A 14,605-nucleotide genomic window follows, 5' to 3' on the forward strand; every position below is an offset into this window, starting at 1 on the left:
GAGATCTGTTGTGGATAAGGTTCTGAACTTCAAACAAGGCCGCGTACCGCTGCTGATCAGCATGCCCCACGCTGGTGTGCGCTTGACTCCAGCAGTCGAGGCCGGGTTGATCCCGCAAGCCAAGAGTTTGCCGGACACCGACTGGCACATCCCGCAGCTGTACGATTTCGCCGAGGAGCTGGGTGCCAGCACCCTGGCCGCCGAGTACTCGCGGTTCGTCATCGACCTGAACCGGCCATCTGACGACAAGCCACTGTACGTGGGCGCGACCACCGGCCTGTACCCGGCCACGCTGTTCGACGGCGTGCCGTTGTTCCGCGAAGGGCTGGAGCCTTCGAAACAAGAGCGCGCAACCTATCTTGAGCAAATCTGGACGCCATACCACAGCACCTTGCAGCAGGAACTGGCGCGACTGAAAGCCGAGTTCGGCTATGCGCTGCTGTTCGATGCGCATTCGATCCGCTCGATCATCCCGCACCTGTTCGACGGCAAACTGCCGGACTTCAACCTTGGTACCTTCAATGGCGCCAGTTGCGATCCACAGCTTGCGACCCAACTGGAAGCGATCTGCGCGCGTCACGAAAACTACACCCACGTGTTGAACGGACGCTTCAAGGGTGGCCACATCACCCGCCATTACGGCAACCCGGTCGAGAACATCCACGCCGTGCAGCTGGAGCTGGGGCAGTGCACGTACATGGAAGAGTTCGAGCCGTTCCGTTATCGCCCGGACCTGGCGGAGCCGACGCGGGTGGTGCTCAAGGAGTTGCTGCAAGGGTTGCTGGCCTGGGGTGAAAAACACTACGGGCATTAAGGTTTGGTGCGGTCTCTGTAGGAGCGAGCTTGCTCGCGAAAAACGTCAGGTCAACGTGTGCATTCAGGCAGTCCGCGTCATCGTTGTCCTCCATCGCGAGCAAGCTCGCTCCTACAAGTCGCCACCGTGCAAAACACGGTCGCCACAGGTCGCTTCTACCGCTCGTCTGCTGCGTAATGTTCTGGCCACGGTGCACAAAGACACCGCCCCGACAATAATCCGCTGCCGCACGAGAATGCTCTCTATGACAAGCCTCAAAGGTCTGTTCACCCGCTGTCTCTCAATCTTCTGCGGCACCGCTCTGTTGAGCGCCGGCGCCATGGCCGCGGACGATGCTTCCTGCAAAACCGTGCGCATGGGCGTGGTCAACTGGACCGATGTGATCGCCACCAGTGGCATGGCGGATGTGCTGCTCAACGGTCTTGGCTACGAAAGCAGGCAAACCAGCGCCGTGCAGCAAATCATCTTCGCCGGCATCCGCGACAAGCGCCTGGACATCTTCCTCGGTTACTGGAAACCGGCGATGGATAAAAACATCGCACCGTTCGTGGCTGCCAATCAGGTCAAGGTCATGGACAAACCGAGCCTGGCCGATGCCCAGGCCACCCTCGCGGTCCCGGACTATGTGGCAGCGGCCGGACTGAAAACCTTCGCCGACATCGCCAGATTCAAGGATCAGCTCGGCGGCAAGATCTACGGCATCGAGCCGGGCAGCGGCGCGAACACCACGATCAAGACCATGATCGAGACCAATCACTTCGGCCTGAAGGATTTCAAACTGATCGAGTCCGGTGAGGCCGGGATGCTCGCGGCCGTGCAGCGGGCGGTGAATCGCAAGGAATTCGTGGTGTTCGTCGGCTGGACCCCGCACCCGATGAACATCAACATGAAGATCGACTATCTGACCGGCAGTGAAGACGTGTACGGGCCGAATGAAGGTGCTGCGACCGTTTCCACCGTAACCGCGCCGGATTACGCCCAGCGTTGCCCGAACGTCAATCGCCTGCTGGAAAACCTCACGTTCAGCGCTGCTCAGGAAAGCCAGTTGATGGTGCCGATCATGGAGCGCCAGACAGCTCAGGATGTCGCGAAAAAATGGCTGCGTGACCATCCAGAAGACTTGCAGCGCTGGCTGGCGGGTGTCAACAGTTTCGATGGCAAGGATGGCGTGGCGACGGTTCAGGCCAGCCTGAAAAACTGACACCAAAACCCTGTAGGAGCGAGCTTGCTCGCGATAAACCCGAGAACGCCGTGGGGTATCAGGCTTCCCGCGTTATCGTTGACTATCATCGTCGGAACGCCGCCCGGAGCAAGCTCGCTCCTACAGGGGCCATACATTCCTCTGAACGGGCACCAGGCTCATGGCTCCTTACCCGCTTTCCGAGCAAATGACGGCTTTCGTCGAGAAAACCGTCAGTTTCAACAGCACCGACAGCAGTATCACCGGGTTGCGCCAGGCCTACAGCGAGATGTGCCGGGCGTTTACCCCGGCACGCCCCGCCGGGTTGCAAGTGGTTGAATTCGAGTTGGCCGGTGTTGCTGTTCGTTCCTATCAACCACCGGCCAGTGGTGCGTCGTGCATCGTTTACCTGCATGGCGGTGGCTGGGTGGTGGGGGACCTGGATTCCCACGATTTCATCTGCGCCGAATTGGCATCGACGCTTGGTGTGCTGGTGATCGCCGTCGATTACCGCCGGGCGCCGGAGCATCCGTTTCCTGCTGCGTTCGATGATTGCCTGAAGGTCTGGCGAGCACTGCGCACCAGGCCATTTCAACTCGATCCTGCGCGCATGCTGGTGGCCGGCGACAGTGCCGGTGGCAACCTCGCGGCGGCGTTGTGCCTGGCGCTGCGCGATGCCGGCGAGCCGCTGCCGTGTGCGCAGGTTCTGATCTATCCGGGGTTGGGCGGCGATCACCGCCTGCCGTCGCGCAGTGAGTGCATCGACGCGCCGTTACTCAGCAGCAGTGACGTCGATTGCTATCACGCGCTTTACCTGCAAGGCACCCGCCATCCGAACGCCTACGCCATGCCATTGCTCGCCACGGATTTCAGCGGACTGCCACCGGCATGGATCGCCGTGGCGCAATTCGACCCGTTGCGCGATGACGGCGTGCTGTATGCCGAGCGACTGAAGGCTGCGGGCGTGGCTGCCACGCTATATGTCGGCGAGGGTTTGGTTCATGGCTGTTTGCGGGCCCGCGGGCAGGTGGCCGAGGTCGATTCGCTGTACGAAACCTTGTTCGGATATCTGGCGGCGAAACTCTGACTTCGCACGGGCATGCTCATTGACGTAATTCGGGTTTATGATGCCGGACGGCAGAATAATAGAAGTCCCCCCAGGGATGACCTTGACCCCTTACGGAGTGCGCAATGCAGACTTTGTACCCACAGATCAAACCCTACGCCCGGCACGATCTGGCCGTCGATGCGACCCACACCCTGTACGTCGACGAAAGCGGTTCACCGGAAGGTTTGCCCGTGGTGTTCATCCATGGTGGTCCCGGTGCCGGATGTGATGCCCAGAGTCGTTGCTTCTTCGATCCCAATCTCTATCGCATTGTCACGTTCGATCAGCGCGGTTGCGGTCGCTCCACCCCCCACGCCAGCCTGGAAAACAACACCACCTGGGATCTGGTCGCCGACCTTGAGCGAATTCGCCAGCACCTGGGCATCGACAAATGGGTGCTGTTTGGCGGCTCATGGGGTTCGACCCTGGCGCTGGCCTACGCACAAACCCATCCTGAGCGTGTACACGGTCTGATCCTGCGCGGGATCTTTCTCTGCCGTCCGCAGGAAATCGAATGGTTCTACCAGTCCGGCGCGAGCCGCCTGTTCCCCGATTACTGGCAGGACTACATCGCGCCGATCCCTCTGGACGAGCGGGGTGACTTGCTTACCGCGTTCCACAAGCGTCTGGTCGGTAACGACCAGATTGCCCAGATGCACGCGGCCAAGGCCTGGTCCACCTGGGAGGGCCGCACCGCGACCCTGCGTCCCAACCCGCTGGTGGTCGATCGTTTCTCCGAGCCACAACGTGCATTGTCGATTGCCCGCATCGAATGCCACTACTTCAGCAACCACGCCTTCCTGGAGCCGAACCAGTTGATCCGCAACATGGACAGGATCGCCCATTTGCCCGGCGTGATCATCCATGGCCGCTATGACGTGATCTGCCCGCTGGATAACGCCTGGGAACTGCATCAAGCCTGGCCGAACAGCGAACTGCAGGTCATCCGCGATGCCGGCCATGCCGCTTCCGAACCGGGCATCACCGACGCGCTGGTGCGCGCCGCCAATCTGATGGCCCGGCGACTGCTTGACCTGCCGCCTGAAGAAGCATGAAGGGCCTGTTGCAACGGGTGCGCGGCGCGCGGGTCGAGGTCGCGGGCGAAGTCGTAGGTGCCGTCGATCAGGGATTGCTGGTCCTGGTAGCCGTCGAGCCCGACGACACGCGGGCCAGCGCCGACAAACTTCTCAATAAGCTGCTTAACTATCGGGTGTTCAGTGACGCTGAGGGCAAGATGAATCTGTCCCTGGCGGATGTGGGTGGCGGGCTGCTGCTGGTCTCTCAGTTCACTCTGGCTGCCGATACTAAAAACGGGCTGCGTCCGAGTTTCTCGACCGCGGCCCCTCCGGCGCTGGGCGAGGAGCTATTCGACTATTTATTAAGCAAAGCGAAACAGGTGCATGGCACTGTGGCATCAGGTAGATTCGGCGCGGATATGCAGGTGCACCTGGTCAATGACGGCCCGGTAACCTTCCTGTTACAGACCTGAAAGCGTTTGAAACAAGTTTTTACGCTCAATTCGACTGAAAACAGGACTTTTTCGCGATAAATACTTTGTTACCCCTGATGCGTTGTAACGCGGCCTACTAGATAATCGCGCGCTACGGGGATCAGCGTTCGTTGGTCCATTTTGACTTAGGTAGAGAATTGTCCGGATCCGATTGGGGAATCATTTCGCCCCAGCGGAGTCGGAACAATGCTCGCCAACTTGGCAAGAGTGGTTTGCAAGGGCGGTTTTTTCATACCGTACTCCGAGCAGACCCTTTAACTGGCCGTTGGTTTTTTGATCTGTTTTCGGCGAGGGTTGCTCGTGATTGTTAGTCCCTGTAATGCACCAAAATTGTCTGCCAAACGGTTACGCAGCGCCCTGGTAGCGGGCTCTGCACTGCTCTGCCTGCTCAGCGCCGGCCAGCTTTGGGCATTCAGTCTGGATGATGTATCGGTCAAGGCAAAAGAGCTGGCCGCGCAGAAATACGAAGCGCCGCGCAGTAACCTGCCGAACGAATTCCGCGACATGAAATTCGCGGACTATCAGAAAATTCGTTTTCTGACGGAAAAAGCCGAATGGGCTGATCAGAAGACGCCGTTCAAGCTGTCCTTCTATCACCAGGGCATGCATTTCGATACGCCGGTGAAAATCAACGAAATCACCGCGAACACCGTCGAAGAGATCAAATACGACCCGAGTCGCTTCGACTTCGGCGACTTGCAGTTCGATCCCAAGGCCACCGAACAACTGGGTTATGCCGGTTTCCGTGTGCTGTACCCGATCAACAAGGCTGACAAGCAAGACGAAATCATGACCATGCTCGGCGCGAGCTACTTCCGCGTCGTCGGCAAGGGTCACGTCTATGGCTTGTCCGCTCGCGGCATGGCGCTTGATACCGCGTTGCCGTCCGGAGAAGAGTTCCCGCGTTTCCGCGAATTCTGGGTTCAGCAGCCCAAGCCAGGCGACAAGCATCTGGTGATCTTCGCCCTGCTCGACTCTCCGCGTGCTACCGGTGCCTATCGCCTGATCCTGCGTCCGGGCAGCGATACCATCGTCGACGTCAAGGCGAAGATGTTCCTGCGTGACAAGGTCGGCAAGCTGGGTATCGCCCCGTTGACCAGCATGTACCTGTTCGGCGCCAACCAGCCGTCGAAGGTACTGAACTACCGTCGCGAACTGCACGACTCCAGCGGTCTGGCGATCCATGCCGGCAACGGCGAGTGGATCTGGCGTCCGCTGAACAACCCGAAACACCTGGCCGTGAGCAACTTCAGCGTGGAAAACCCGCGCGGATTCGGTCTGCTGCAACGTGGCCGCGACTTCAGCCACTATGAAGACCTCGACGATCGCTACGACAAGCGCCCAAGCGCCTGGATCGAGCCGAAGGGTGACTGGGGCAAGGGCACTGTCGACCTGGTCGAGATTCCGACCGCCGACGAAACCAACGACAACATCGTTGCCTTCTGGAACCCGGAAAAATTGCCGGAACCTGGCCAGCCGCTTGATGTCGCTTATCGTATGCACTGGACCATGGACGAAGAGACGATTCATGCGCCGGACAGCGCCTGGGTCAAACAGACCCTGCGTTCCACCGGTGACGTCAAACAGTCCAACCTGATTCGTCAGCCGGACGGCAGCGTTGCCTACCTGGTGGACTTCGAAGGCCCGTCCCTGGCGGCATTGCCTGCCGATGCGGAGGTTCGCAGCCAGGTCAGCGTCGGCGACAATGCCGAACTGGTGGAAAACAGCGTGCGTTTCAACCCTGAAACCAAGGGCTGGCGCCTGACCCTGCGGATGAAGATCAAGGATCCGGGCAAGTCCACCGAGATGCGTGCCGCGCTGGTGCAGAACATAGTGCCTGCGGACCTGGCCAAGACTTCGATTCCGTCGTCGAACTCGTCGGTTGCCAAGGCCGACAAGGTTGCCGCCAAGCAACAGGAGAAAGCAGACAAGGAAGCCAAGCAAGTGGAGGCCAAGCAGGCCGAAGCGAAGCCTGCTGCAGATGCCAAGGACAAGGCCAATCAAGACGCCAAGCAGCCTGCCGCTGCCGACGCGGCCCCAGCCACACCGGAATCGGCGCCGACTGAAGAAGTCCTGACCGAAACCTGGAGCTATCAGTTGCCTGCCGATGAGTAACTCTCAAGTACGGCCAGAAACTCTTTCCGAGTATCTGGCGCATCTGCCGATGACCGACCAGCAGCGCGCGGAACTCGCGGGCTGCCAGTCTTTCAGCGAATTGCACGAACGCCTGTCGTCATCGACGTTCGACGCCCCGACCGAAGCCGCTCAGGCTTCGGTCGGCAAACGCCTGACCCTGAGCACCGCCGAGGAGCTGCAAGACGCGGAAATGCTGGCACTCGACGCCAACGGCCGGGTCTGCCTCAAGGCGACCCCGCCGATCCGGCGGACCAAGGTCGTGCCGGAGCCGTGGCGCACCAACATTCTGGTGCGTGGCTGGCGCCGGATGACCGGTCGTACCAATCCGCCGAAGCCGCCGAAGGACGAGCGGGTGTTGCCTGCTGCGCGCTGGCGCACCGTGGGTTCGATCCGTCGCTACATTCTGTTGCTGCTGATGCTCGGTCAGACCATCGTCGCCGGCTGGTACATGAAAGGCATCATGCCGTACCAGGGCTGGTCGTTCGTCGACCTCGACGAAGTGCTGCACCAACCGCTGCTGCAAACCGCCACGCAAGTGCTGCCGTATGCCTTGCAGACCAGCATTCTGATCCTGTTCGGGATTCTGTTCTGCTGGGTCTCGGCCGGTTTCTGGACCGCACTGATGGGCTTCCTCGAACTGCTCACCGGTCATGATAAATACCGTATCTCCGGTAAAAGTGCCGGCAATGAGCCGATTCCAAAGGATGCGCGCACCGCCCTGGTGATGCCGATCTGCAACGAAGACGTGCCACGGGTATTCGCCGGTCTGCGCGCGACTTTCGAGTCTGTCGCGGCCACGGGTGACCTGGACCGCTTCGACTTCTTCGTCCTCAGCGACAGTAATGACGCCGATATCTGTGTCGCCGAGCAACAGGCCTGGCTGGATGTCTGCCGCGAAGCCGGGGGCTTCGGCAAGATCTTCTATCGCCGTCGTCGTCGTCGCGTAAAACGTAAAAGCGGCAACCTCGATGACTTCTGCCGTCGTTGGGGCGGTGACTACAAGTACATGGTCGTACTCGATGCCGACTCCGTGATGAGCGGCGAGTGCCTGACCAGTCTGGTGCGCCTGATGGAAGCCACGCCGGACGCCGGGATCATCCAGACCGCGCCACGTGCGTCGGGCATGGACACCCTGTATGCGCGCATGCAGCAGTTCGCCACTCGTGTGTATGGCCCGTTGTTCACCGCCGGCCTGCACTTCTGGCAACTGGGCGAGTCGCACTACTGGGGCCACAACGCGATCATCCGCATGAAGCCGTTCATCGATCACTGCGCCCTGGCGCCGTTGCCGGGTAAAGGCGCGTTCTCCGGCGCGATCCTGTCCCACGACTTCGTTGAAGCCGCGCTGATGCGCCGTGCCGGTTGGGGCGTGTGGATTGCCTACGATCTGCCGGGCAGCTACGAAGAACTGCCGCCGAACTTGCTGGACGAACTCAAGCGCGACCGTCGCTGGTGCCACGGCAACCTGATGAACTTCCGCCTGTTCCTGGTCAAGGGCATGCACCCGGTGCACCGCGCGGTGTTCCTGACCGGTGTGATGTCCTACCTGTCGGCGCCGTTGTGGTTCTTCTTCCTGGTGTTGTCGACCGCGCTGCTGGCGGTCAACACGCTGATGGAGCCGCAGTACTTCCTCGAACCGCGCCAGCTCTACCCGTTGTGGCCACAATGGCACCCGGACAAGGCGATTGCGCTGTTCTCGACCACCATCGTGCTGCTGTTCCTGCCGAAACTGTTGAGCATCATCCTGATCTGGGCCAAGGGTGCGAAAGAGTTCGGCGGCAAGTTCAAGGTGACCCTGTCGATGCTGCTGGAGATGCTGTTCTCCATGCTGCTGGCGCCGGTGCGGATGATCTTCCACACCCGTTTTGTCCTCGCTGCGTTCCTTGGCTGGGCCGCGACCTGGAACTCGCCGCAACGTGACGACGACTCCACACCGTGGAGCGAAGCGGTCAAGCGCCACGGCCCGCAAACCCTGCTGGGCTTCTTCTGGGCCATGCTGGTGATCTGGCTGAACCCGAGCTTCCTGTGGTGGCTGGTGCCGATCGTCGGTTCGTTGATGCTGTCGATCCCGGTGTCGGTGATCTCCAGCCGCGTTGGCCTGGGCCTCAAGTCCCGTGACGAGAGCCTGTTCCTGATCCCTGAGGAATACAATCCGCCGCAGGCGTTGCTGGCCACCGACCAGTACACCCACGAAAACCGCTGGCACGCGCTGAACGACGGCTTCGTCCGTTCGGTGGTCGATCCACAGCAGAACGCCCTGGCGTGCTCGTTGGCGACCTCGCGGCACAATCAGGCCGAGCCGATCGAATGGCTGCGGATCGAGCGGGTGCGCCACGCGATGAAAGTCGGACCTGAAGGCCTGACCAACAACGAGCGTGTGCAACTGCTGAGTGATCCGGTGGCCTTGGCCCGCCTGCATGAGCAGGTCTGGAGCGAAGGCCATGCCGAGTGGCTGGATGCATGGCGCAAGTCGGTCAAGGCCGACCCCCACGCGCCGTTGCTGCCGCTCAAGCCGATGAGTGTGCAGCCTCAGGTGGCATAATGAAAAAACCCGCGAAAGCGGGTTTTTTTATGGCTTCAAAAGTTATACCGAGTCGCTCCCATCGCGAGCAGGCTCGCTCCCACAGGGGGTAGTGCCTGGCACAGATATTATGCTCGAGCAGGTCAGTGTGGGAGCGGGCCTGCCCGCGAAGGCATCACCTCGGTCTTTAGTAGGCCGAGGCATGCGCATCACCTCAAATCTTGAATCTGCCCACCAGCATCTGCAAATGCGTCCCCAGCCGCGCCAGCTCAACGCTGGAGGCTGCGGTCTCCTCACTGGCTGCCGAGGTCTGATCCGACACATCCCGCACGTTCAGCACGCTGCGGTTGATCTCTTCAGCCACGGCGCTTTGCTGTTCGGCGGCAGCGGCGATCTGCTGGTTCATCGCCTGAATCGCCGAGACGGTGCGGGTGATGCTTTCCAGTGAGCCGCCGGCGCGGCGGGTCAGTTCGACACTGCTGTCGGTCAGGTTGCGGCTGTTGTCCATAATGGTCGCCACTTGCTGCGTGCCGCTTTGCAGGCCGACGATCAGCTCTTCGATCTCTTCGGTGGACTTCTGGGTGCGCTGGGCCAGGCTGCGGACTTCGTCTGCCACCACGGCAAAACCACGCCCGGCTTCACCGGCGCGAGCGGCTTCAATCGCCGCATTGAGCGCCAGCAGGTTGGTTTGCTGGGCCACGGATTTGATCACGTCCAGCACGCTGCCGATCTTGTCGCTTTCGCGCTGGAGTTCGCCCATGGCAGCGGTGGAGTGGCCGACTTCCTTGGCCAGGCGTTCGATCTGGGCGATGGCTTCACCCACCACTTTGTCGCCCTCGCGGGCCTGCTGGTCGGCGGCGACGGCGGCTTCGGAGGCCTCTTCGGCGTTACGCGCGACTTCCTGCACGGTGGCGGCCATTTCGTTCATGGCAGTGGCAACCTGATCGGTCTCGACCTTCTGGCTGTTGACCCCGGCGCTGGTCTGCTCGGTGACGGCGGACAACTCTTCGGCGGCACTGGCAATCTGCGTGACGCCATCGCTGATGCCGCCGATCAGTTCGCGTAGACCCTGGGTCATGCTCTGCATGGCACGCTGCAACTGGCCGAGTTCGTCGCGGCGCTGCGACGTCAGGTTGTGGGTCAGGTCGCCACTGGCGACGCGCTCGGCGACGGCCAGGGTCTGGTTCAACGGAATGATGATTTGCCGGGTGATCGCCCAAGCGGCCAGCAGGCCGAAAGCGATGGCCAGCACAGTGGCGAGGGTCAGCATGTTCTTGGCATGGGCGGCGTCGGTGTCACGCACGACGGTTTGCGAGACGGTGAGTTTCTGGCTCATGCCCGACAGGATGTCGCCTTGGGCAGACATGCGTACCAGGGCCTTGGCGCTAGCCACCTGGGAGTCGCGGAACTGGCTGACAGCAGCGCGGTAGGCCTTCAGCGAATCCGTCGCCTGTTGCAGGTTGGCGATGTGTTCTTCAGGCAGTTTGGCCGGCAGGCTCTCGAGGTTCTTCAGGGCGTTGTCGATCGCGTCGAGGGCCGGTTGTTCGGCCTCGCTCTTGCCGCTGTAGGTGTAGCCACGTACCTGGAAACGCGCCTGCTGGATCAGTTTGCTCAGGTCGATCACGCTATTGAAGGCGGTCACGCTATCACCTTGCAGCATGGATTTTTCCACTTCGGCGACGCGGGCCACGGCGTTGTCGGCGGTGGCGCCGAGTTTGCTGCGGGCGTCTTCACGCTGGGCGCCGGCCTGGGTCATGTCGCTGAAGGCACGGCGGTATTCGGCGACAGCGGCCAGTTGTTGATCGACCATGGCCGTATCAGCCGGTTGCTCGATCAGGCCGCGGGCGGTCTGCAGGCCGCTTTCGAGTTTGCCCAACAGATCGTTGACGGCACCGGGACCTTGTTCGCCGCGACGCATCTCGTAATCCAGGCGAGCGATGCGCAGGTCCTTGGTCAGGTCGTTGAGACTGGCGATGAACCCCAGTTTATCGCCACGGCTGGTCACGCCGCTCAGGCCGCTCCAGCCGGTGAAGGTGATCAGCAGGGTCAGTAACAGCACCAGGCCGAAGCCGATCCCCAGCTTGCGTTTGACGCTGACGTTTCCCAGATTCTCGGCTAGCCATTGGTACATGCTGAAACTCCCCCGGACCGCAATTTGGTTTTATGGGGATGTATCGGCAGGAGGGCGCGGTTCTGTAGGCGTCGCCCGATGGATGGGCGAATGATGACGTGTAGGAGCGAGCCTGCTCGCGATGGCGGCGGATCAGCCGACATTGATGTGGCTGGTACACCGCCATCGCGAGCAGGCTCGCTCCTACAGGGAATGTGGCCTGGATCTAGAAAAGTCGGGCCAGCAGGGCGGTCACGGCGGTTTCGACCCGCAGAATGCGCTCGCCCAGTTGCACCGGTTGCAGGCCGGACTTGCCCAGCAGGTCGATCTCGTAGGGAATCCAGCCACCTTCGGGGCCGATGGCCAGGGTCACCGGTTCGCTGAGTGCGCGAGGGCAGGGCGGGTAATTGCCCGGATGCCCCACCAGGCCGAGGGTACCGTCGGTGATCGCCGGCAAACGGTCTTCGACGAAGGGTTTGAAGCGCTTCTCGATGACGACTTCCGGCAGCACGCTGTCCCGTGCCTGTTCGAGGCCGAGGATCAACTGCTCGCGAATCGCCTCGGGCTCCAGGAACGGAGTCTGCCAGAAGCTCTTCTCGACGCGATAGCTGTTGACCAGCACGATCCGTGGTACACCCATGGCCGCCACGGTCTGGAACACCCTGCGCAGCATCTTGGGCCGTGGCAGGGCCAATACCAGGGTCAATGGCAGCTTGGCCGGTGGCGGCTGGTCAAGGGTGACGCGCAATTGGGCTTCGTCGGCGTCCAGGCGCAGCACTTCGGCCGAACCCATCAGCCCGCCGATCCGTCCGACGCGCATGCTGTCGCCCACTTCACAGCGGTGGACTTCCTGCATGTGCGTCAACCGGCGATCACGCAGGATCACCTGGTCGGCCGCAATGAAATCGGCTTCTTCGAGCAGCAGCAGGTTCACGGTTGAGTCGCTGGCGGCTGGTCGTTGTGGTCGTCAGCCGGTTGGTCGTCCGGATGTTCGCCACGTTTGCTGATCAGGCTGCCAAACAGGATGCCGATCTCGAACAGCAACCACATCGGCACGGCCAGCAGGGTCTGCGAGAAGATGTCCGGCGGCGTCAGGATCATGCCGACCACGAAGCAGCCGATGATTACGTACGGGCGGATTTTCTTCAGGTATTTGACGTCGACTACGCCGATCCACACCAGCAGCACTACGGCCACCGGGATTTCGAACGCCACGCCAAAAGCGAAGAACAGCGTCATGACGAAATCGAGGTAGCTGGTGATGTCGGTCATCATTTCCACGCCGGCCGGAGTGGCGGAGGCGAAGAACTTGAAGATCAGCGGGAACACCAGGAAGTAGGCGAAGGCCATGCCGGTGTAGAACAAAAAGATGCTGGAGACCAGCAAGGGCACGGCAATGCGTTTTTCATGCTTGTACAGGCCGGGGGCGATGAAACCCCAGATCTGATGCAGGATCACCGGGATGGCCAGGAACAGCGAGACCATCATCGTCAGTTTCAGTGGCGTCAGGAACGGCGACGACACATCGGTGGCAATCATCGTCGCGCCGACCGGCAGGTACTGGCGCAGCGGTGTGGAGACGAAGGTGTAGATCTGCTGGGTGAAGGCGAACAGACCGGCGAAGATGATGAAAATCGCCGCTACGCAGCGCAGCAGTCGGGTACGCAACTCGGTGAGGTGCGAAACCAGCGGCATGTGCTGGTCGTTTTCGGGAAGGTCGCTCATGGGGCTCGCGGCGGCAGTGTTGGGTCATGAGGGGCCGGCGCAACGGGCGCAGCCGCAGGTGTAACGGGTTCAACCGGAGTTGCTGCAACAACAGGTGCAGGTTCGACAGGCGCTACAACGGGAGCAGGTGTCGGGTCGACAGCAGCGGCAGGCGCATGAATCGTCTGCTCTCCCACATGCTCCACCGGCGTCGGCTCCTGCTGGGTCGGCGTGAAGATTTTCCGCGCCTCCTGCTCAAGCGACAGGATGTGCTCGTTGTGCAGTTGCCGACGAATCTCGTCGGCACCGATTTCACGTTCAACTTCCTGTTTGATCGCGTTGAAGCTGCGCTTCAGACGCCCGACCCACAGGCCAGCGGTGCGCGCAGCGCCCGGCAAGCGCTCGGGGCCCAGCACCAGCAGGGCGACGAGGCCGACGAGCAGCAGTTCAGAGAAGCTGATACCAAACATTAGTCAGTGCTCACACGTCTTTGCGGATCGGCTCTTCGACTTTCTGTGCCTGCACGTCGATGGTGTGCGGCTGGTTCACCGAGGCCTGTGGCTGTACCGGTGGCACCGGTTGGGCCGGGTTCGCATTCGGGTCAGCCGGTTTTTCGTCGTCGTTCATGGCTTTCTTGAAGCCCTTGATCGATTCGCCGACGTCAGTGCCGAGGTTTTTCAGTTTCTTGGTGCCGAACACCAGTACCACGACAACCAGGATGACGATCCAGTGTTTCCAGTCAAAAATGCCCATGCTGCTGCTCCTCTCTAATCGTTATTCAGGCGGACGGGCGCGAGGCTTTCTCGGCGTGTCCGGAGAGACCGAAACGACGGTCCAGTTCATCGAGTACAGCCTGTGGATGCTGCCCCAATTGGGCGAGCATGACCATGCTGTGGAACCACAGATCGGCGGTTTCGTAGATCACATCGCTGCAGTCGCCGCTGATGGCGGCATCCTTGGCGGCAATGATGGTTTCGATCGACTCTTCGCCGACTTTTTCCAGAATCTTGTTCAAGCCCTTGTGGTACAGGCTGGCGACATACGAGCTGTCGGCGGCGGCGCCTTTGCGCTCTTCCAGTACTTCGGCCAGACGGGTCAGTGTGTCACTCATGTGTGTGCCCTGCGCAGTAGATGGCGTGCGGATCTTTGAGCACCGGGTCGACCGTTGTCCAGTCGCCGTTTTCAAAGACGCGGTAGAAGCAGCTCTGGCGGCCGGTATGGCAGGCGATGCCGCCGATCTGCTCGACCATCAGGATGATGACGTCGGCGTCGCAGTCCAGGCGCATCTCGTGCAGGGTTTGCACATGGCCGGACTCTTCGCCCTTGCGCCACAGCTTGCCACGGGAACGTGACCAGTAAATGGCGCGGTTCTCGGCAGCGGTCAGTTCCAGTGCTTCGCGGTTCATCCAGGCCATCATCAGGACGCGCCCGGTCTTGTGATCCTGGGCAATCGCCGGCACCAGGCCGTCGGCGTCCCACTTGATCTCGTCCAGCCAGTTTTTCATCTTCGACTCCGACAGCG

General features: G+C 61.2%; 14 protein-coding genes and 1 pseudogene. 7 read left to right on the forward strand and 8 right to left on the reverse strand.

Annotated elements, in window-relative coordinates; all coding sequences use genetic code 11:
- The first annotated feature begins 10 nt into the window (after positions 1 to 10).
- The 7 genes from hutG to mdoH all read left to right on the forward strand — a co-directional run bounded on the left by hutG (position 11) and on the right by mdoH (position 9,290).
- Entirely contained in the window at positions 11 to 814 is an 804-nt protein-coding gene (gene hutG, locus C8K63_RS07910) for an N-formylglutamate deformylase (protein WP_108216213.1), read from the forward strand.
- A 244-nt stretch (positions 815 to 1,058) separates the two neighbouring features.
- Complete coding sequence (locus C8K63_RS07915) at positions 1,059 to 2,015, forward strand: choline ABC transporter substrate-binding protein (RefSeq protein WP_108216214.1); 957 nt, start codon at positions 1,059 to 1,061, stop codon at positions 2,013 to 2,015.
- Positions 2,016 to 2,175: 160 nt separating this feature from the next.
- Positions 2,176 to 3,081, forward strand: a complete 906-nt coding sequence (locus C8K63_RS07920; protein ID WP_108216215.1) for an alpha/beta hydrolase — start codon at positions 2,176 to 2,178, stop codon at positions 3,079 to 3,081.
- 104 nt (positions 3,082 to 3,185) lie between these two features.
- Positions 3,186 to 4,157 (forward strand): prolyl aminopeptidase, encoded by a 972-nt coding sequence (pip, locus tag C8K63_RS07925; protein WP_108216216.1) that lies wholly within the window; start codon positions 3,186 to 3,188, stop codon positions 4,155 to 4,157.
- Positions 4,154 to 4,591 (forward strand): D-aminoacyl-tRNA deacylase, encoded by a 438-nt coding sequence (gene dtd, locus C8K63_RS07930; protein WP_007989269.1) that lies wholly within the window; start codon positions 4,154 to 4,156, stop codon positions 4,589 to 4,591. Before pip ends, dtd begins: the two co-directional genes overlap by 4 nt.
- Before the next feature lie 321 nt (positions 4,592 to 4,912).
- Positions 4,913 to 6,727, forward strand: a complete 1,815-nt coding sequence (locus C8K63_RS07935) for a glucan biosynthesis protein G (protein ID WP_108216217.1) — start codon at positions 4,913 to 4,915, stop codon at positions 6,725 to 6,727.
- Positions 6,720 to 9,290, forward strand: coding sequence for a glucans biosynthesis glucosyltransferase MdoH (mdoH, locus tag C8K63_RS07940; protein WP_108216218.1), 2,571 nt, complete (start codon positions 6,720 to 6,722; stop codon positions 9,288 to 9,290). Before C8K63_RS07935 ends, mdoH begins: the two co-directional genes overlap by 8 nt.
- Before the next feature lie 193 nt (positions 9,291 to 9,483).
- On the opposite strand, the gene C8K63_RS31210 is transcribed toward mdoH, so the two are convergent.
- The 8 genes and pseudogenes from C8K63_RS31210 to hisI form a co-directional block, all read right to left on the reverse strand.
- Positions 9,484 to 10,356, reverse strand: a complete 873-nt coding sequence (locus tag C8K63_RS31210; RefSeq protein WP_371920744.1) for a methyl-accepting chemotaxis protein — start codon at positions 10,354 to 10,356, stop codon at positions 9,484 to 9,486.
- Positions 10,339 to 11,400, reverse strand: a pseudogene (locus C8K63_RS31215) (methyl-accepting chemotaxis protein); the annotation flags it as partial. The gene C8K63_RS31210 and the pseudogene C8K63_RS31215, both read right to left, overlap by 18 nt.
- Positions 11,401 to 11,605: 205 nt before the next feature.
- A complete protein-coding gene (locus C8K63_RS07950) occupies positions 11,606 to 12,313 on the reverse strand; it encodes a 16S rRNA (uracil(1498)-N(3))-methyltransferase (RefSeq protein ID WP_108216220.1) in 708 nt (235 codons plus the stop codon).
- On the reverse strand, positions 12,310 to 13,104 hold the full coding sequence (tatC, locus tag C8K63_RS07955; protein WP_108216221.1) for a twin-arginine translocase subunit TatC: 795 nt from the start codon (positions 13,102 to 13,104) through the stop codon (positions 12,310 to 12,312). The genes C8K63_RS07950 and tatC overlap by 4 nt, the downstream gene beginning before the upstream one ends.
- Positions 13,101 to 13,553, reverse strand: coding sequence for a Sec-independent protein translocase protein TatB (gene tatB, locus C8K63_RS07960; protein ID WP_108216222.1), 453 nt, complete (start codon positions 13,551 to 13,553; stop codon positions 13,101 to 13,103). Before tatB ends, tatC begins: the two co-directional genes overlap by 4 nt.
- 10 nt (positions 13,554 to 13,563) lie before the next feature.
- Positions 13,564 to 13,836, reverse strand: coding sequence for a twin-arginine translocase TatA/TatE family subunit (locus tag C8K63_RS07965; RefSeq protein ID WP_108216223.1), 273 nt, complete (start codon positions 13,834 to 13,836; stop codon positions 13,564 to 13,566).
- Positions 13,837 to 13,861: 25 nt separating this feature from the next.
- A complete protein-coding gene (locus C8K63_RS07970; protein WP_108216224.1) occupies positions 13,862 to 14,194 on the reverse strand; it encodes a phosphoribosyl-ATP diphosphatase in 333 nt (110 codons plus the stop codon).
- Positions 14,187 to 14,588 carry a phosphoribosyl-AMP cyclohydrolase gene (gene hisI / locus C8K63_RS07975; protein ID WP_108216225.1) on the reverse strand — a complete coding sequence of 134 codons (402 nt, stop codon included), beginning with the start codon at positions 14,586 to 14,588 and terminating at the stop codon, positions 14,187 to 14,189. The genes C8K63_RS07970 and hisI overlap by 8 nt, the downstream gene beginning before the upstream one ends.
- Positions 14,589 to 14,605 lie beyond the last annotated feature (17 nt).

Origin of the sequence: Pseudomonas sp. GV085 (assembly GCF_003050925.1) — a bacterium.
Lineage (GTDB): Bacteria > Pseudomonadota > Gammaproteobacteria > Pseudomonadales > Pseudomonadaceae > Aquipseudomonas.